This window comes from Staphylococcus sp. 191, from assembly GCF_011174885.1.
Classification (GTDB): Bacteria; Bacillota; Bacilli; order Staphylococcales; family Staphylococcaceae; genus Staphylococcus; species Staphylococcus coagulans.
The window spans coordinates 1-19,631 of sequence record NZ_PNRJ01000013.1; the positions used below are offsets into that span (position 1 = coordinate 1).

At 36.4% G+C, this 19,631-nt stretch carries 19 protein-coding genes and 1 pseudogene; 9 read left to right on the forward strand and 11 right to left on the reverse strand.

Annotated features, from left to right (window positions below):
• Positions 1–312: pseudogene (locus C1H58_RS09055) on the forward strand (MFS transporter); the annotation flags it as partial.
• A gap of 638 nt (positions 313–950) precedes the next feature.
• Here the strand turns inward: C1H58_RS09055 and C1H58_RS09060 are convergent.
• From C1H58_RS09060 to C1H58_RS09080, 5 genes are all read right to left on the reverse strand, one after another.
• Positions 951–1,634, reverse strand: a complete 684-nt coding sequence (locus tag C1H58_RS09060; protein WP_165546011.1) for a flavin reductase family protein — start codon at positions 1,632–1,634, stop codon at positions 951–953.
• A gap of 283 nt (positions 1,635–1,917) precedes the next feature.
• Positions 1,918–2,466: a 6-phospho-3-hexuloisomerase gene (hxlB, locus tag C1H58_RS09065; protein ID WP_165546012.1), complete on the reverse strand. Its 549-nt coding sequence runs from the start codon at positions 2,464–2,466 to the stop codon at positions 1,918–1,920.
• Position 2,467: 1 nt separating this feature from the next.
• Entirely contained in the window at positions 2,468–3,106 is a 639-nt protein-coding gene (gene hxlA, locus C1H58_RS09070; protein ID WP_016424326.1) for a 3-hexulose-6-phosphate synthase, read from the reverse strand.
• 110 nt (positions 3,107–3,216) lie between these two features.
• Positions 3,217–3,939: a glucosamine-6-phosphate deaminase gene (gene nagB, locus C1H58_RS09075; RefSeq protein WP_050346058.1), complete on the reverse strand. Its 723-nt coding sequence runs from the start codon at positions 3,937–3,939 to the stop codon at positions 3,217–3,219.
• A 9-nt stretch (positions 3,940–3,948) separates the two neighbouring features.
• Positions 3,949–4,620, reverse strand: a complete 672-nt coding sequence (locus C1H58_RS09080) for an N-acetylmannosamine-6-phosphate 2-epimerase (RefSeq protein ID WP_060830358.1) — start codon at positions 4,618–4,620, stop codon at positions 3,949–3,951.
• Positions 4,621–5,032: 412 nt separating this feature from the next.
• On the opposite strand from C1H58_RS09080, the gene C1H58_RS09085 reads away from it, so the two are divergent.
• The 4 genes from C1H58_RS09085 (at position 5,033) to folE2 (ending at position 7,942) form a co-directional block, all read left to right on the forward strand.
• Positions 5,033–5,878: a MurR/RpiR family transcriptional regulator gene (locus C1H58_RS09085; protein ID WP_165546013.1), complete on the forward strand. Its 846-nt coding sequence runs from the start codon at positions 5,033–5,035 to the stop codon at positions 5,876–5,878.
• Positions 5,879–5,957: 79 nt separating this feature from the next.
• Positions 5,958–6,317 carry a YojF family protein gene (locus tag C1H58_RS09090; RefSeq protein ID WP_165546029.1) on the forward strand — a complete coding sequence of 120 codons (360 nt, stop codon included), beginning with the start codon at positions 5,958–5,960 and terminating at the stop codon, positions 6,315–6,317.
• Positions 6,318–6,335: 18 nt separating this feature from the next.
• Complete coding sequence (gene bshB2, locus C1H58_RS09095; protein WP_060830361.1) at positions 6,336–7,013, forward strand: bacillithiol biosynthesis deacetylase BshB2; 678 nt, start codon at positions 6,336–6,338, stop codon at positions 7,011–7,013.
• Positions 7,014–7,060: 47 nt separating this feature from the next.
• Entirely contained in the window at positions 7,061–7,942 is an 882-nt protein-coding gene (gene folE2, locus C1H58_RS09100; RefSeq protein ID WP_165546014.1) for a GTP cyclohydrolase FolE2, read from the forward strand.
• A 302-nt stretch (positions 7,943–8,244) separates the two neighbouring features.
• On the opposite strand, the gene C1H58_RS09105 is transcribed toward folE2, so the two are convergent.
• Together C1H58_RS09105 and tadA are read right to left on the reverse strand one after the other, a co-directional pair.
• On the reverse strand, positions 8,245–9,111 hold the full coding sequence (locus C1H58_RS09105; RefSeq protein WP_165546015.1) for a Cof-type HAD-IIB family hydrolase: 867 nt from the start codon (positions 9,109–9,111) through the stop codon (positions 8,245–8,247).
• Positions 9,112–9,333: 222 nt separating this feature from the next.
• On the reverse strand, positions 9,334–9,813 hold the full coding sequence (gene tadA / locus C1H58_RS09110; protein ID WP_103356571.1) for a tRNA adenosine(34) deaminase TadA: 480 nt from the start codon (positions 9,811–9,813) through the stop codon (positions 9,334–9,336).
• A gap of 70 nt (positions 9,814–9,883) precedes the next feature.
• Here tadA and C1H58_RS09115 point away from each other — a divergent pair, with 70 nt between their 5' ends.
• Both C1H58_RS09115 and C1H58_RS09120 read left to right on the forward strand, forming a co-directional pair.
• Positions 9,884–10,492 (forward strand): deoxynucleoside kinase, encoded by a 609-nt coding sequence (locus C1H58_RS09115; RefSeq protein ID WP_050331751.1) that lies wholly within the window; start codon positions 9,884–9,886, stop codon positions 10,490–10,492.
• Position 10,493: 1 nt separating this feature from the next.
• Positions 10,494–11,159 carry a deoxynucleoside kinase gene (locus C1H58_RS09120; protein WP_050331752.1) on the forward strand — a complete coding sequence of 222 codons (666 nt, stop codon included), beginning with the start codon at positions 10,494–10,496 and terminating at the stop codon, positions 11,157–11,159.
• A 65-nt stretch (positions 11,160–11,224) separates the two neighbouring features.
• Here the strand turns inward: C1H58_RS09120 and C1H58_RS09125 are convergent, their stop codons facing one another.
• From C1H58_RS09125 to C1H58_RS09140, 4 genes are all read right to left on the reverse strand, one after another.
• On the reverse strand, positions 11,225–11,935 hold the full coding sequence (locus C1H58_RS09125; protein ID WP_165546016.1) for an HAD family hydrolase: 711 nt from the start codon (positions 11,933–11,935) through the stop codon (positions 11,225–11,227).
• Positions 11,936–12,056: 121 nt separating this feature from the next.
• The gene (locus C1H58_RS09130) at positions 12,057–13,139 is read right to left on the reverse strand and encodes a branched-chain amino acid aminotransferase (RefSeq protein WP_060830365.1); all 1,083 of its coding nucleotides are present in this window, start codon (positions 13,137–13,139) and stop codon (positions 12,057–12,059) included.
• A 365-nt stretch (positions 13,140–13,504) separates the two neighbouring features.
• Positions 13,505–14,464, reverse strand: a complete 960-nt coding sequence (locus tag C1H58_RS09135) for an L-threonine 3-dehydrogenase (protein ID WP_060830533.1) — start codon at positions 14,462–14,464, stop codon at positions 13,505–13,507.
• Between the two features lie 494 nt (positions 14,465–14,958).
• Positions 14,959–16,146, reverse strand: coding sequence for a glycine C-acetyltransferase (locus C1H58_RS09140; RefSeq protein WP_016424311.1), 1,188 nt, complete (start codon positions 16,144–16,146; stop codon positions 14,959–14,961).
• A gap of 109 nt (positions 16,147–16,255) precedes the next feature.
• Here C1H58_RS09140 and C1H58_RS09145 point away from each other — a divergent pair, with 109 nt between their 5' ends.
• Entirely contained in the window at positions 16,256–17,422 is a 1,167-nt protein-coding gene (locus C1H58_RS09145; protein WP_165546017.1) for an amidohydrolase, read from the forward strand.
• A 515-nt stretch (positions 17,423–17,937) separates the two neighbouring features.
• Complete coding sequence (alsS, locus tag C1H58_RS09150; RefSeq protein WP_050346067.1) at positions 17,938–19,602, forward strand: acetolactate synthase AlsS; 1,665 nt, start codon at positions 17,938–17,940, stop codon at positions 19,600–19,602.
• Positions 19,603–19,631 lie beyond the last annotated feature (29 nt).

Sequence of the window (19,631 nt, forward strand, 5' to 3'; positions counted from 1 at the left end):
CTTTTATACATTATATTAATATATTCAGGTACAGCAGATTTGTTTAAGTTAATATTATTATTTTTACTAACATTATTCTTTGCACCAATGTTCCCGTTAGGCGCTAGTATAATCAATAGATTTAGTAGTAATAAAAATTTGTTAACTAGTATTTTCATTGCTGTAGCCGGTTTTGGTGGAGCAATTGGTGCTACAATTATTAGAACAGCTTTAACTTTAAATATCCCTGCACATGTAACTATTTTGTCGATATTATTAATTTGTTTATTCTTAAGTATTATTATAACAAAAATTACTAGAATTAATGTTTAATATATAGCAATAATGTTATATAATACTTCTCACTCACTATAGATAAATAGTTTAATGCAGAAATATTAATTTTATAATTGATTTATTCCTTATACCTCCCTGTTTTTGGCGTTACATTAATAACAAACCAAATAAGTATAGAAAGCTAAACCCAATTAAGGGACTAGGACTTTCCTAGTCCCGACTTTTATGTAATTAGAGCAAATTGTTAAAATTAAATGAATATATTCTCTTAAACCGGCTATAACTTGCGCACAACTTACTCTTTAATAGTTAAATGCACAAAATGATACATGTTACATTGGGTGCCAAAATAATTGATACTATATAATTTCTTCACTTTTTAAACTTATTATTTTCCTCAATTATTGAGGTGAAATTATTAAAATAGACATGCCTCTTAAGCGAGCACTTAAAGTCTAAAATTCAATTTCGTTTCTACCCAGTGTATACTTTAATTGAGTTGAGAATTCAAATCCTAAAAAGTGAGTCCATATCGAGGACCCTACCTCTTTCAATTAGAAGTCAATAATTTCTCACAAACAAAATCAGTCAGATTTTTTATATTTATCACTGCTAAGGTATATGTGAGAAATTATAATTAATACTTTAACCCCGTCACCCTCGATGTATCACTCTTATTCAGACTTATTATCGAAGTTACGCCCCTCGAGTCCTGCAAGTTCTTCTTTCGTTGCTGCTGGTGCTTTCATTTCAAAAATTTGGTCAACGACTGTGTAATCATAGTAACCTAGACGCGCAATAGGACGGATAGACTTAATATCTAACTTTCCATTATCCATAATGACATCATCATCAATATGTACTTGCGCTACACGACCGATAACAATATCTACCGTCGAAACAGGGTCGCCAGTTGGAATACGAATTGTTTGGACATACTCACATTCAAAATGCACGGGTGACTCTTTGACACGGTAGCCTGGCGCTTCAATACATGCTTCTTTTGTCACACCTGCAAATTCAAACTCATCTTCCTCAGGTGGTAACGCTTTAGACGACAAGTTTACAGCTTCTCGCAATTCATATGTTGCCATGTTCCACACAAACCAACCTGTCTCTTCAGCATTTTTTACGGTATCTTTACGCTCATGATTTCCTAATACTGATTGATTCGCCGCAAACATCACCATTGGTGGATCCCACGTTAAATTTTGGTACTGGCTATAGGGCGCTAAATTGTCTTTTCCATCTTTTGAAACCGTTGAAATCCAACCAATCGGACGCGGTACCGTACTACTTTTAAATGGATCATGAGGTAAACCATGACTTCTAATACCTTGTTTTGGTGAATAATCCATAACATTTCCTCCTTGGTAGATGACTTTGCTTTAATCCAACAAATCGTGTAATCAGTTTCTAATACATAAATTCTATTAAATTATAAGAAAATTCTATTAATCGAGTGTGTCGTGCGGATGAGACATAGCTGCACTTAATCTAAAAAAGCATTTAAAGCTAAAAGCAAGCCATGCAAATTCCTCTCAACGTATTAACATTTTCAAAAAAAGCTAGTTCCACATCACTACTGTAGAAACTAGCTTTTCCCTCAACTTCAAATCATTGATTTTATTTTTGATGATACTATTCTAAATTAGCATGGTTATTTTGCATGGTTGTCTCGTTTATATCTAATGCGGGCATTAAATCTAATACGACACCATCTAACATCAACTGCGCACTTTGCTCGAATAAACTACCGAGCGGTTGAGCAGAGCCTTCAGATTGATGTTTCGTACCTGCAGGAAGGACAAGCGTCACTTCTGCACGTTCACCTATCTCAGAATCAGCTTTTGTCGTTACTAAAGCAATTGTTGCACCTACTTCATGCGCTTTGTCGGCTAATAATTTTAAATGTGTCGTCGAACCTGAACCTGAAATGACAACGAGCAAATCCCCTTTTTGAATAGAGGGTGTTGTCGTTTCGCCGACGACATGCGCCTTTTGGCCAAGTTGGTTCAAACGCATCGCAAAACCATTTGCGACAAAACCCGAACGTCCTTTACCTGTCACAAACACCGCTTCTGCATTTAACACAGCTTGTTCAAATTGTCGGATGGCTTCTTCATCGACTTGAGACAATGTCTGTTCAAGCTCACGATGAATAAGTTCAAATTGCTGTTGAATAGCCATTTTATTTACCTTCAATCGCTTCACGAATTTGTTTTGCTGCTTCACGTGGATCGTCAGCGTTTGCGATACCGCCACCCACGATAATTAAGTCTGGCGATTCAGCAGCCACTTCTTTAACAGTTTCAGGTTTAATACCACCTGCAACTGCAACTTTTGCATTTTTAATGACAGATTTAACTTTCTTCAAGCTTTCTAGTGGCGATTGACCTTGTGCTTGTAAGTCATAACCTGTATGAACGGCAATGTAGTCCGCACCAAGTGCATCAATTTCTTTTGCACGTTTTTCTAAATCTTGTACTGCAATTAAGTCCACCAACAATTGTTTACCGTGTTTGTGCGCTTCTTCTACAGCATTTTTAATAGAAGCATCTTCTGCCACACCTAAAATCGTAACAACATCCGCACCAAATTTAACAGCTTGACTTACTTCATAGTCAGCTGCATCCATAATTTTTAAGTCTGCTAAAACTTTAACATCTTCATCTTTTACATTTTCTTTTAAATGTTGAACGGCAGGTAAGCCCTCATTAATTACGATAGGTGTTCCGATTTCTACAATGTCTACATAATCAGTTACCTTTTTAGCAAGTTCTGCTGCCTCTTCTTTATTTAGTAAGTCTATAGCTAATTGTAATTCCATGATTTCATCAATCCTCCGTCAAATTTGTAACTCTCATGATAACATGTTTACCCAACATATAAGAGATTAAACAAGTCGGATATCGATGAGATACTGGAAAGCCTTATCGATTAAGGCATTGCAGCATCATCTACAAACACTTCGACATGCGGGTGACGGTGCAATATTGATGCCGGCACTTCAGTTGTAATGGTTTTTGTCATTAATTGACGCATAGCCGCTCTTTTTTGCTCACCAAAAGCAAGCAAAATAATACGTTTTGCTTTCATAATTGAATGTAAGCCCATTGAAATCGCCTGTTTAGGTACGTCATCAATCGTTTCAAAATAACGGCTATTCGCTTGAATTGTACTTTCAGTCAAGTTGACACAATGCGTTAAGCTATCAAAAGAGGTACCTGGCTCATTAAAACCGATATGCCCATTTTGACCGATACCTAATATTTGAATGTCCACTGCACCACCTGCTTCTAATAACGATTCGTAACGTTTTGCTTCTGCTTGGATATCTTGTGCAATCCCATTCGGGAGATGGATACGCTCTGGATCAAAATGTGGGTAAGCGCTAAAAAGTACTTTCTGCATATATTGATAATAACTTTCTTCATGATTTGCATCTAAGCCAACATACTCATCTAAATTAAAAGTTTCAATATGTGAAACGTCTAATTGATTTTTTTGTAGTAGCTCGACTAAATATTCATACACTTTTACCATTGTACCGCCTGTCGCCAATCCTAAGCGACTCTCTTTTTGATACAACATTTGTTTGTAAAGTTCACATGCTACATGGAACGAGGCATGTGCTTCTGAACCTAAATTGATAATTTTCATCTTCGCATCCTACTCCTCAATCATTTTTACAAATCGTCTTGTAATATCTCGAGGTCTTGTAATTGCACCGCCTACTACTGCAGCATATACCCCTTTTTCAAATACAGTTTTCAACATTTCCGGTGTGATCACATTCCCTTCAGCAATCACTTTTTGCTGTACGACTGACAAAACATCTGTTAAAAATTTAAAGTCTTGATCATACAAAACTTGTCCTTGTGTTTCTTCTGTATAGCCTCTCAAAGTAGTTCCTATATAATCAAAGCCTAGACGATCCGCATTTTTAGCTTCTTCAATCGTCGCAATATCTGCCATAATTTCAACTTGTGGCGCTTTTTCTCTTATATATGTCACTAGTGTTTCTAAATCTTGCGCTGGACGTTCTCGCAATGTGGCATCTAGTGCTATCACTTCACAACCACTCTCAATTAGTTCATCCACTTCTTTTTGTGTCGCAGTGATAAAAACAGAGGAGTTAGGATAATCGCGTTTTACAATGCCTATAATAGGCAAGTCTACTTCTTTTTGAATTGCCATAATATCTGCTTTTGTATTTGCTCTTATCCCTACCGCGCCGCCTTCTTTGGCTGCTAAAGCCATTTTGCTCATAATCCAAGATGAATGCAACGGTTCATCTGGTAACGCTTGACACGATACGACCAAGCCTTGAGGTATTTTCATATTTTTCCACATTCCTTTCGTTGTCTGTTCATTTGTTTTGACCTGTATGACATAGGTTTACGCTTCGATTCAGCTATTTTTATCCATCATATGACTACTTTTCATTTTTTGAATTATATATCTATTCATAGCCTACGCCATATTTCATTAAAAAAATCTGTCTGTATTTATGATTTCAATGATGCTTCATTCAATTCAAATCGTTCTACGCAACATCTTTCGCGGTTGAAAACATACGTCTAAAAATATTTCATCTTTAAAGTACAGTACAAGGTGGATAACTATGGCTTATGCTTTGCGTTTCAATGCATCATCTATCCACCTTCAATATATCATTTTGAAAATATCCGTCAATAAAATACATTGTTTTGAAAAATCTTTTCAAATACAATGAGATTAAAGGAGAATTGCTATGAAAATTGAAAATCGTATTCAACAATATCAACATCTTTTCACAAAAGTAGATCGACAAATTGCAAATTATATTTTAAATATCGATTACCAAATGGATATTGGCGCCATAAATAATTTAGCTGATGTGATTGGGGTATCGCCTTCAAGTGTGACGCGCTTTGCTTATAAACTACATTATGATAGCTTTCAATCTTTTCGATTCGCTATTCAACATGAATTGCAAGTGAAGCCGATTCATAATAGTCCGTCTATACAAATTTTGCACCAACACTATCGTTCAATTATGGATCATACCGGAGAATTTTTAGTTGAGTCAGATTTGCTCTACCTCGTAAATACCATTAGAAACAGCGAAAAAACAATTTTTATCGGTATTGGTAGTTCTGGACTGAGCGCACAAGAACTTTACTTTCGTACTGCTCGTATGGGGTTTAATACGCTTGCGATTACTGATGCCCATTTAATGACTGTCGTCGGGCATATGTGCAATAACAAAACAACCATTGTTGCTTTTACCAATAGTGGTGCGACGCAAGAAATTATTGATAGCATTTATCATGGACACCAAAATGAAGCGACGATTATTGCTATTTCTCATTTGCGCACGCCTGCACTTGAAACTTATTGTGACCGTATTATTATCACTGCCGATCGCAGTCGTACGCATGATGCGTATTTTATTAATTCACAATTAGCCAATCACTTTATTATTGACCTTCTCAGCTATCATCTTTTACAAGATCAAGAGCGTCTTGATTATTTTACAGAAAGTTATCAACAGCTCGTGATGAGAAGACAACCCACACCTCAATTAAGTAAAGATTTGCTTTTATTTGAGGATTAAAATGAGCAGAGCTATATTAATTTTCTTTCTTTTTTAGTAAAATGGACAGATAACCATAATCAGGAAGGCAGTGAATTTTTTGCAACCGATTACAGAAACGACTGTTCAAAAATTATTTGATCACTATGCCAATGAACCTGTCTATATCCACGTTGAGACAACAAATGGCGCTTATGCGAATCATTTTGATCAGCGTGTATTCAACGCAGGCACATTTTTAAGAAATATACAGCTGACTTATCAGCACGCCCAACTTAAAGGGGGCGGCAAGGATCCTTATCGCGTAGGTTTAAAGCTCGACAACAACGGTTGGGTTTACGTTCAAGGCTTAACACACTATGAAGTGAACGATGATGAGGAGTTCTTATTAGCAGGATTTAATTATGAAGGTCAACTTGCGGCAGCACTTGAAATTAGTCGCAAACCTTTTAAGGCGTAGAAAGGAGTACGAATACAAATGACGATTGAAAAACATATTCTTGTCATCTTTCCTCATCCTGACGATGAGACATTCTCCTCTGCTGGTACACTTGCACGTTATATCAACGACGGTGTGCCAGTTACTTATGCTTGTCTGACACTTGGTCAAATGGCACGTAACTTAGGAAATCCCCCTATCGCGACACGCGAATCACTGCCTAATATTCGTGAACGCGAACTTGAAGATGCTGCAAAGGCGATTGGGATTACAGATTTACGTAAAATGGGGCTACGCGATAAAACGGTTGAATTTGAACCCCATGAAGAAATGGATGCGATGGTTCAAAAATTAATTGATGAGACGCAACCTACAACCATTATTTCTTTCTATCCTGGGCATGCGGTTCACCCAGATCATGAAGCGACTGCTGAAGCTGTTGTAAGAACAGTAGGTCGAATGGAAGAAAGTCGTCGCCCAAGATTACAACTTGTAGCATTCAGTAACGACGCCATTGATGTGCTCGGTGAACCTGATATCATCAATGACATTTCAGACTATAGAGACCAAAAATTTGCTGCTTTTGAGGCGCATCGTTCACAAACAGGTCCGTTTTTAGAACAACTTGCGAATCCTCAAGGACAGGCATCGGGTGTACCCAAAGATGCAGCAGCTTATTTAACAAGAGAAACATTTTGGACTTATCAATTTAAATAAATGGTATGACATTCGTATTACTGTGAAAATTTAGTGGAGGAAGATACATGACTGAATTTGATTTATCAACGCGTGAAGGTCGTTGGAGACATTTCGGTTCGGTTGATCCCGTTAATGGAAGTAAGCCGACAACAAAATCTGAAATGCCCGACCTTCAAAGTACGCATAAAAATTTCTTATTTGAAATAGAAGAAGTAGGAATTAAAAATCTCGTTTACCCTGTTTGGATTGATCAATACCAAACGGCTGGTAATTTTAGCTTTTCGACAAGCCTGACGCAAGATGAAAAAGGCATTAACATGAGTCGTATATTAGAATCTGTTGAAGCGGAATATGACAACGGGATTCGACTTGAATTTGAAGCATTAACACAACTGATGAATCGTCTCAAAACAAGTATGAAACAACGAAGTGCTGGTGTAGACGTGAGCGGAAAGTGGTTTTTTGATCGCTTGAGCCCAGTCACTCAAATTAAAGCAATTGGCCATGCAGACGTCACATATGGTTTAGCTGTCAATAACGATCAAATTACACGCAAAGAATTGACAATTGAGGCTGCAGTGACAACGCTCTGTCCATGTTCTAAGGAAATCAGTGAATACTCTGCACACAATCAACGTGGTATGATTACTGTCAAAACATATATTGACAAAAACGCGATATTACCTGAAAACCATAAAGAGATTATTTTAGATGCAATGGAAGCCAATGCGAGCTCAATGCTTTATCCTATCTTAAAAAGACCTGATGAAAAAAGAGTAACAGAGCGCGCTTACGAAAATCCACGTTTTGTAGAAGATTTAATACGCTTGATTGCTGCTGACTTAGTAGAGGTCAACTGGATAGAAGGCTTCGATATTGAATGTCGTAACGAAGAATCTATCCATCAGCATGATGCGTTTGCAAAATTGAAATATAGAAAATCATAGTTTGCACTCATAAAAATAATCTTTTTTGAGGCAAACTCATCATAATTTTAATGATTTAGAAGGGACTCTAGATTAAATCAATAATCTAGAGTTCTTTTTTATTGGTTTATAAATTATTCTTGGGAACTAGACAATTTACCGTCGTTATAGTGATTCTCTATTTTTATTCATAAAAAAATCGGAAAGGCAAAATTGAAATATCATTTCACCAATCCGATTGATACAAAATCCATCATGCTAGATGGATTATACCCGCTATAATAGAGTTAAAAGACAATATGCAGTATCACGCTTAAGCCAAATTAATTATTCTCACCTAAAACACGATAAATTGCTTTTGCGACACCACTTTCTTCATTCGAAGCTGTTACAAAAGTGGCATTTTCTTTTAATTCAGGTAAACCATTGTCCATTGCCACAGCAATACCTGCACGATCTAGCATTGATTTATCGTTCAAATTGTCACCGATTGCCATGGTATCTTTCATATCAATGCCTAATTTTTCAGCAATCGCACATAATGCTAACCCTTTTTGTGCATCTATGTGCGTAATTTCTAGATTACCTTTTGAAGAAGAAGACACCGCTAAATTACTACTCTCTGACAATTCAGCCTTCACTCGGGCAATTTTATCTAAATCCGTATCATGTGCAAGAACTTTCATGATTAACTCTCCTGTTACGGATTCTATATTGTCATAGTTGTTTACTACTTTTAATGTTCCAATTTCAATACGATGATTAATATGTTGACGTATTTTTTCAACATCAGGTTGTTGCCCTGAGTATTTAGCAATGTCCAAATAAATTGCTAAATCACGCTCAGGGTCTTCAGTGTAAATACCAAAATTTGTATAAATTTGATAATAGATATTTTCACGAACGAGCACGTTTCGAATACGTTGATAAAGTTCATGATTTAGACTCGATGTGTGGACAATATCAAAGCTTTCATCACGGACTTCTGCGCCATTCAAACAAATATATGGGACTTTTAATCCTGTTGGTTTAATCGGATCATTCGCTTCATAAAACGCTCGGCCTGTCGCAATGGTTACTGTAACACCGCGTGATTGTGCGTATTGAATGGCTTCAATATTTTCTTGTGAAACTTCATGTGCTGCGTTTAGCAACGTGCCGTCCATATCTGTGGCAATAAGTTTTACCATCTTTATCCCTCTCTCTTTTATGTTTTAACTATAAAATGACTGTCTCAAATACAGTCTCATTCTATCAAAATTATGACTATAAGTATTGTTCAAACATCTTCATTTATTTAAACGAAAGAAAGGATTGCTTGTACAACGCTATGTCATTCAGTCGGGGATTTGTTGTTTACACTTGGCACCAACTCATATCTTTTTTTCATGCCTCGATAACTTAATCACAGCCTAGTTTGACATCGCCTTAGTGGCTTTTCGTTGACGTAGCGTTCTAAAAAATTGACGTAAGATTTCACCACATGAGTAGGCCAATACACCTTCAATCACTTTTGCTCGGTGATTCATACGCTGATCTTGAACGAGATTCATTAAACTACCGGTGCATCCCCCTTTTGGATCATATGCACCAAATACAACAGTGTCCACTCGACTCATCACAATGCTTCCTGCACACATCACGCAAGGCTCTAGTGTCACATACAATGTACATCCTTCTAATCGCCATGTTCCTAGTGTTTCAGCAGCTCGTTCTATTGCTAGTTGCTCAGCATGTGCAGTCGGAATTTGATTTGTTTCACGTAAATTATGTGCACGTGCAATCACTTTTTCATTTTTAACGATAATGGCACCGATAGGCACTTCTCCTTTTTTTGCCGCTTCACGTGCTTCTTCAAGTGCCAATGACATATAATATTGATGACTTGTCATACAGAAATAGCCTCACTTATGTTAAAATTTGTAATACTGGTTCAATAAAATTTTTTATGGAGAGAAAAATATGAAAAAACCGTTTATCGCAATCGAAGGACCGATAGGCGTTGGCAAATCTTCATTAGCGCATAAGTTGAGTCAATCTTATCACTTTTATGAAGCAAAAGAAATTGTCGGCGAAAATCCTTATCTATCAGATTTTTATACAGATATTTCCAAATGGAGTTTTCAAACGGAAATGTTTTTCTTATGTCATCGTTACAAAGCTTATCAAGATCTAGCTGAATACGATGGTGGCATTGTCAGCGACTATCATATTTATAAAAACAAAATTTTTGCGCGTAATACTTTAAATGATAAGGAATATGATAAATTTTCCAGAATTTATGATATTTTAACGGAAGATCTGATTTCTCCAGACTTCACTGTTATTTTAGATGCAGATTTAAGTATACTTAAAGCACGTATCGCCAAACGAGATCGTGATTTCGAAGCGAATATCCAAGATGATTATTTATTAAAACTTAAAGAAGATTATGCAAATTACTATCAATCATTAAAAAATGATGGTCATCATGTTTTATGGATTGACACAACAAAAATTGACTTTGTTGAAAATCCTGATGACTATGCGCATGTATTAGAACAAATTAACGAACTAATCGGAGGCAAATGAAATGAATCAATATAACATTCCTTCCAATGCTATTATTACAATAGCTGGAACCGTTGGTGTTGGTAAATCATCATTAACGCAAGCTTTAGCTGAGAAGCTTAACTTTCGAACTTCTTATGAAAATGTCGAAAATAATCCTTACCTCGATAAATTTTATCAAGATTTCAATCGATGGAGTTTCCATCTTCAAATTTACTTTTTAGCAGAGCGTTTCAAAGAACAAAAACGTATGTTCGAATATGGCGGTGGTTTTGTACAAGATCGTTCTATTTATGAAGACGTCGATATTTTTGCGAAAATGCATGAAGAACAAGGTACAATGTCTGAAGAAGATTTCCAGACCTACTCAAACCTTTTCGAGGCAATGGTATTAACACCTTACTTTCCTAAGCCAGATGTCCTTATTTATCTCGAATCTGATTATGACACTGTGATTGAACGCATTCAAACACGTGGACGTCAAATGGAAATCGAAACTGATCCAGAATATTGGAAAATGTTGTTTAAACGTTATGACGATTGGATTAATCAATTTAACGCTTGTCCAGTTGTTCGTGTCAATATTAAAGAATACGACTTATATGAAAACCCCGAGTCGATTGATATCGTGCTCAAGAAAATCGAACATGTAATTCATACATATAGACAAGTGGATTCGCGTTCATAATCCGAATCTTATCAAGATTAATGCGCTAATTTTAAAGCAGGTTAAAGAAGAAACAACGCACGTCGTTAACTTCTTTGATCTGCTTTTTTATCTAATACAGACAGTAATTGACTGATGTCATCAATGACTACATCTGCCGCTTCAAATGTCGCTTCTTTCCCTAATCCTGTTCTTACACCTACATTTAAAGTACTACCTGCATTTTTTCCAGTCAACATATCGTTATCTGTATCTCCCACCATCACAAGCGATTTACCTTGTACGCCCATGTCCCACAAAGGTTGAAGCAACCGTGCATCTGGCTTTTCATAATGATTACCCTCTGTAGAAATCAATATGTCAAAAACCTGCTCTAATTGTGTAGTTTTGATAAATTTGTCAACCCCTACCGCATTATCACTTGTCACTAGACCTAAATGATAAGACTGTTGTTTTAGTTCATAAAGCAATGTCTGCACACCTTCATACAACTCGATTTCAGGCTGTCTTTGACGTATCAGTTGCTGACTTCTTTCTGAAACCCATTTTGTAGTATCCGCATCTGTAAAAGCGTTAAATACATTTATCATATCTTTTAACGTCCCTGAAGCCATGATACTTCCTTTCACAAATTGATGATCACGTATACCTAATTTGTGATACACTTCGCTCTGATTATTAATTTTATAATATGCACAGACGTCATCAACTAATTGTATGCCTATCTTGGTCCAACTCTGATCAAAATGTATCAGTGTGCCATCTTTATCGAATAGTATCCATTGTTGATTTGTCATTCTTTCCTCACCTCATCTTTTTTTGCGTTAGGTTTATCATACTTCAAAATAAAAAGCGTCCAAAATTGAACAACGCAATTTTGACGCTTTCTTTTTCAAATTTAAAAATGATTCAAATGTCTTATCTTTCGTAATGTGGTACAACTACACGCCATCCTTTAGGATCATCTAATTTTCCACTTTGAATACCTGTGTAGTGATCATAAAGCTCTTGTGTGATAGGGCCTGTTTGATTATCATTAATTACAATCTGTTGATCTTTAAATTGTAATGTCCCTACAGGTGAGATGACTGCTGCTGTACCGGTACCAAACACTTCTTGTAAAGCGCCTTCTTTATGAAGATCAAATAATTCATCAATCGAAATACGACGCTCTTCAACTTCATACCCTAATGTTTGTGCCAATTCGAGCACCGTTTTTCTCGTAATCCCTGGTAAAATACTCCCGTTTAATTGTGGCGTAACCACTTTGCCATTAATGACAAAAAAGATGTTCATACTTCCTACTTCTTCAACATATTTTTGTTCTACACCATCTAACCATAGTACTTGATCAAAACCGAGTTCATTCGCATTTGCTTGAGCAAGTAAACTTGCAGCGTAGTTACCTGCTACTTTCGCGAATCCAACGCCTCCACGCACGGCACGTACGTATTCATCTTCAACATAAATTTTAGTTGGACGTAATGAGTCACCGCCATAATATGAACCCGATGGTGATAAAATAATTAACAAGCGATATTCGTGGGACGGGTGAACACCTAACACACCTTCTGTCGCAAATACAGTCGGTCGAATATAAAGAGACTGACCTTCTCCTTCTGGTACCCAATCACGATCAATATCTACGAGCTGTTTTAATCCTTCTAGCAATAATGCTTCGTCAATTTCCGGCATTTTTAAACGTGCCAACGACTGATTGATACGTTTAAAGTTTTCCTCAGGTCTAAACAAAACAACCTCGCCGTTATGTTTGTATGCTTTTAACCCTTCAAATACTGATTGGCCATAGTGAATACTCTGTGCTGACGGTGAAAGTTCAATTGGACCATAAGGAATAATCTTTAAATCGTGCCATCCTTTTTCTAATGAGTACTCAAAGCTTAACATGTAATCAGTGAAGACTTCACCGAAAGTAAGCGATGCATTGTCGGGCTTTTCTTTGAGTGATTTTCTGGCATCAAGTTTAATGAGTTCTGACATGATTATTCCTCCTAATTATGTAAATGTAATATATGCATTATAACAATGACAGTCATACAATTCAATGAGAATTCCGAAAATTAAAACAATTTATAGATTTTATTTTAATTTTTGTGAAATATTTCTGCCATTTCAAAAAAGATAGCGCTATTTCGAATAACCTATACGAATTGACTATATTATCATCTATCTTACTTTCTAACCGATTGAACTTCAATTGTTTTGATATATACGTCGACACCCTTATTATTGTTTAGCTCTGAAATGATACTATAACAAGCAAAAAAACAGTAAAGTTATTGAAATGGTGAATTTCCTTGAGCCACATACTTTTCAACAACTTTACTGCTTTATTTAATATTAATTTAGGCTTTATGACTTTCTTTCTCGCGAATACCTTCTAACATACGTGTTGTCATCGCTTCTAAATCATATTTAGGGTTAAAGCCCCATTCGCCACGTGCGCAACTCGTATCAATATTATCTGGCCAACTTTCAGCAATATCTTGACGTACAGGATCTACATCATAGTCTAGTGTAAATTCAGGCATATGTTCTTGAATTGCTGACTTTACCATTTCTGGTTCTATACTCATTGCACTTAAGTTATATGCATTACGATGAATCAGTTTACCACCGTCTGCTTCCATTAATTGAATAATCGCTTGTATCGCATCATCCATAAACATCATATCCATATATGTGTTTTTATCAATATAGCTTGTGTACTTACCTTCTCGAACCGCTTGGAAATAAATATCAACGGCATAATCCGTTGTACCGCCACCGGGCTCTTTAACATATGAAATCAAACCAGGGAAACGAACACTGCGTGTATCCACACCGAATTTAGTAAAATAGTAATCGCACAATAATTCCCCAGAAACTTTATTTACACCGTACATCGTATTTGGTCTTTGGATTGTAACTTGGGGTGTGTTTTTCTTAGGTGTATTGGGTCCAAAAGCACCGATAGAACTTGGGGTAAAAAATTGTAAGTTTAAGTGACGCGCTGTTTCTAACGCATTTACAAGTCCACCCATGTTCAAATTCCATGCTAATAAAGGCTTTTGTTCAGCAGTTGCAGACAATAGCGCAGCCATATGCATCAAAGTATCAGGCTTAAATGATTCTGCAATTTGCATCATTTTATCTGCATCTGTCACATCTAGTATTTCAAACGGACCTTCCGCAACTATAGAACCTGCTTCTGGCTCACGAATATCAGTAGCAAGCACATTTTCAGTACCATAAACTTCACGGCATTTTGCGACAAGCTCAGTCCCAATTTGTCCTAACGCACCGGTAACCATAATTCTTTTCATAACGTCATCCATCTCCATTCTGTGTTTCTCCTGAGGACACATGTGTTTTATGTACAATCATTTTCTTTAAAATATAGAGTAATTATAACATTAAAGCGTTTTCTTGTATATGCATGATATACATATAAATACACATTGATTTCAAATTCTAACTTTATCGCAAATTTAAATATCAAAGACATCTTAATGTTAAATCAGTTTGAGCTATAAGCATATTTCAAGCTAAAGATAAAGCTCTAAACAAATAAAGGAAGTCACTCACTAGATTTCGTATTCGTTTATAACCATTTATACGCAATTGCAGTTATCTTTACCAAAGTTTCACAATAAAATTAATTTTCTGTCCTGCATACGATATGACACTTAAATCAAAAAAGAGCAAGGTAAAATCATTACACTGCTATGATAAGTGTACACCTTGCTCTTTTAAAGATGACTCGAATATGTGCCCTTTTCCAGCTCAAATAACGAATCTTAATATATAATTTTTTTAGTTAAATGACTTCTAATTCTTTACCCACACGTTCATACACCGCTAACGCTTCATCTAGCATTTCTTTTGTGTGTGCAGCTGTTGGCATATTACGTACACGTCCTGTACCACGTGGCACAGTTGGAAATACGATAGATTTAACATAAATACCTTCATCCATTAAACGTTTACTAAATTGTTGTGTTTTCTTTTCGTCTCCAATAATTACAGGCGTAATCGGTGTTTCAGATTTACCTGTATTAAATCCTAAACGGTTCAGACCTTCTTTTAAATAATGCGCATTGTCCCATAGTCGATCATGAAGTTCAGTTGATGCCATTAATTTATTAACTGCTTCAGTAATAGCTTTTGTATCGCCAGGTGCCAATGAAGTAGAGAATAAGAACGGACGTGATTGTACTTTCAACCAGTCAATTAATTTTTGTGAGCCCGCAACATAGCCACCCACAACACCAATTGCTTTAGATAATGTTCCGATTTGGAAATCAACTTTGTCTTGTAAGCCGAAATGTTTTACTGTACCTGCACCTTTACCCATCACACCTGAACCGTGTGCATCATCCACGTAAACCATGATACCGTATTCTTCACAAATTTCGACAATTTCAGGTAATTTAGCAACATCACCATCCATACTGAAAACACCGTCAGTAATGTACATCACTTTATTGTATTGCCCAGATTCTACAGCTTCTTTTGCTTTTTGACGTAAATCATCCATATCTGAATGGTTAACACGAATAATTTTCGCTTTTGATAAACGGCAGCCATCAATAATTGAGGCATGGTTTAATTCATCAGAAAGAATAGCATCATTTTTATTCATAACCGCTGAAATTGCAGCCATATTACAATTGAAACCTGATTGGTAAGCAATTGCCGCTTCAGTGCCTTTAAATTTCGCCAAAGTCGCTTCAAGTTCATCGTGTAAATCTAATGTACCATTAATAGTACGTACTGCCCCTGCACCTACACCATGAGAATCAATAGCACTTTTAGCTGCCTTTTTCAAATCTTCGTTTGTTGCTAAGCCTAAATAGTTATTTGAAGAAAGGTTAATGTATTTTTTGCCATTAATTTTAATTTCAGGACCGTTTGCACCTTCAATTGTATCAATTTCATTATAAAGACCATTATCTTTTAAATAACTAATATTTTCTTCAAGAAAGTCATTTAACTTTTGTACCATGATTAAGTTCCCCTTTCAATTTTCATACACTTTAATCATAACGTATTTTGTACAAACTTAAAAGCAAGTGTATAATAAATGAAATAACTGCAAGTAAGGAGGGATCATCGTGACTGATTGGTTCCAATCGGCTTATGAAAAAGAACAGGATATGATTGAAACACGTCGTTATCTTCATCAATATCCCGAATTGTCTTTTCAAGAAAAACATACTCATGATTATATTGTAGAGCGTCTCCAAAAATTAAACTTTCAAATTGATGCGCATGTAGGACAAAACGGTATATTAGCCCGTATATTAGGCGAAGAGCCCGGCCCTACAATTGCTTTGCGCGCTGATTTCGATGCGCTACCTATCGATGATTTAAAAGACGTCCCTTATCGTTCTAAAGTACCAGGCATCATGCATGCCTGTGGTCATGATGGCCATACGTCTATATTATTAACCGTCGCGGAACTATTACACGAGCATCAATCGGAGTTGAAAGGGACAGTCGTTCTGATATTTCAATATGGCGAGGAATTAACACCGGGTGGCGCTCAAGAAATGATTGCAGACAATGCATTAATGGGCGTTGATAAAATCTATGGCAACCATTTGTGGACAGGCTACCCTACCGGCACGATTCATACACGACCCGGGCCTATGATGGCACAGCCGGATGAATTTCATATTACGCTCTTTGGTAAAGGAGGGCATGGCGCGAAACCCCACGAAACCATCGACCCCATCGTTATTTTGGCAGAGTTCATTTTAAGTGCTCAAAAAATCGTCTCAAGAACGATAGATCCCGTCAAACAAGCAGTACTCTCTTTCGGTAAGATTGAAGCAGGAAACGCCGATAGCGTTATCCCTGATACAGCCACTTGCCAAGGCACTGTTCGAACTTTTGATTCTGAAGTTCAAACACACATCTATCATAAGATGGATAAGCTGCTTCAAGGACTCGCATTGGCAAACGATATCACTTATTCATTTGATTACATTAAGGGTTATTTACCTGTCTATAATCATGAAGCGTCAGCAGAAACCGTTAAAAAGGCAGCCAATGCATTGAACTTTCGATACCATGACTCTGACCTCATGATGGTTGGAGAAGATTTCTCTTTTTATTTAAAAGCCAGACCCGGTGCTTTTTTCTTTACGGGTTGCGGTAACCCTCAAAAAGAAACCGATTGGCCCCATCATAGTCCACACTTTGATATTGATGAAAGTGCGATGAAGTACGCCGTAAGTACATTCATGAAAATATTAGAACTTGAAGGCAACTTTTAGTTAAGGTTTCAAGTTGAGAATATAAGCAAGATAGAAAATCTTTTTGATGATGTCGTTACTTCTCAAACGGCTAATTCAGGTGCGCTATCATATATTAATGGATAATTTCATATTTATAATGATTTAGAAAAAAGAGGACAATAATGATTTGATTGTCCTCTTCTTTGCGTTTTATTCACTCACTAAAATGAGCTCATTTTTATATCAAAATCCCTTTTACTTCATTTATTATTCTATATTTTAATTGTTGAAAAATTGATATTATCCGATAGCCAAAATTCATGTAATCGCTTAATACAAGTCATATCAACGACTTAATAAATTGATATTTTTAAAATAACTATTTCCATCTAAATAATAAAAACATTGTTTTTGATTAAATTAGTTTTGTGTTCTAGACTTAAAATAGGCATAAGTCATATGAGTGATCTATTTGATACCCTGCTAATATATTTTAGGTATGAATCGTTCACTGATACTGACTTATCTTACATGATAAGGAAGGAATTGATAACATGACTCATCAAAACTATTCAGCTGCAGATATGGTGATTGATACTTTAAAACATCACGGTATTGACTATGTATTTGGTATACCGGGTGCAAAAATAGATTTTCTTTTTAATGCATTAAAAGATGATGGCCCTGAACTTATTGTTACGCGTCATGAGCAAAATGCTGCCATGATTGCGCAAGGAATTGGCCGATTGACTGGAAAGCCAGGAGTTGCCCTTGTAACAAGTGGACCAGGGGTGAGCAATCTTACTACCGGCCTTCTCACTGCAACTTCTGAAGGTGACCCTGTGCTCGCTATTGGTGGACAAGTTAAGCGTAATGATTTACTTCGTTTAACCCATCAAAGTGTGGACAATGCATCATTATTGAGATCTTCTACAAAATTCAGTGCGGAAGTTCAAGATCCTGAATCATTATCAGAAGTGATGACAAATGCGATTCGAGAAGCAACTTCTGGAAAAAATGGTGCAAGTTTTATCAGTATTCCACAAGACGTTATTAGTGCGCCAGTTCAAACGGAAGCAATCACTGTTCCTCAAAAACCAAAATTAGGTGTTCCTGCAGAGGAAGATATTAAAAATATTGTCGAAGATTTAAAATCTGCACAATCACCTGTATTATTAGTGGGTATGCGTAGCTCTAGTGAAGCTGAGACACATGCGATTCGTCAACTTGTTGAAAAGTCAAAATTACCTGTTGTTGAAACATTCCAAGGTGCAGGTGTGATTAGCCGTGAATTGGAGTCACACTTCTTTGGAAGAATAGGTTTATTTAGAAACCAAGTGGGTGATGAGCTTCTTAGAAAAAGTGATTTAGTCATCACAATTGGTTATGACCCAATTGAGTATGAAGCAAGTAACTGGAATAAAGAATTAGAGACTGAAATTATCAATATTGATGAAGTTCCTGCAGAAATCACGAACCATATGCAACCTAAAGCTGAATTGATTGGTAATATATCAGAGACAATTCAACTCATTTCTGAACATATTAATCATCCAATCTTAGACGAAGAAAAATTACAAAAACTCGATTCACTTAGAGATAATGTATCTGAAGCAACAGGGATTAAAGCAACGCATGTTGAAGGTGTCCTTCACCCTATCGAAATTATCGATGCGATGCAAAAAACAATTAGTGACGATTCAACAGTGACTGTCGATGTAGGAAGTCATTACATTTGGATGGCTAGAAAATTTAGAAGCTATAAACCACGTCATTTATTGTTCAGTAATGGGATGCAAACATTAGGTGTCGCTTTACCTTGGGCAATTGCTGCTGCACTCGTTAGACCTCATGAACGGGTAATCTCAGTTGCTGGAGATGGTGGCTTCCTATTTTCTGGCCAAGAACTTGAAACAGCAGTTCGTAAAAACCTTAATATTACACAATTGATTTGGAATGACGGACGTTACAATATGGTTGAATTCCAAGAGGAAATGAAATATCAACGTTCTGCAGGTGTTGAATTCGGGGAAGTTGACTTTGTCAAATACGCAGAGTCATTCGGAGCAAAAGGCGTTCGCGTCACTACACCAGCAGAATTAGAACAAGCAATTAAAGAAAGTTATACGACAGAAGGACCTGTTTTAATTGATATTCCGGTCAATTATGCCGATAACATTAAATTATCAACAAATGTACTACCCGATGCATTAAATTAAACAGAAAAGAAAGCAAAGGAGTAATTAGA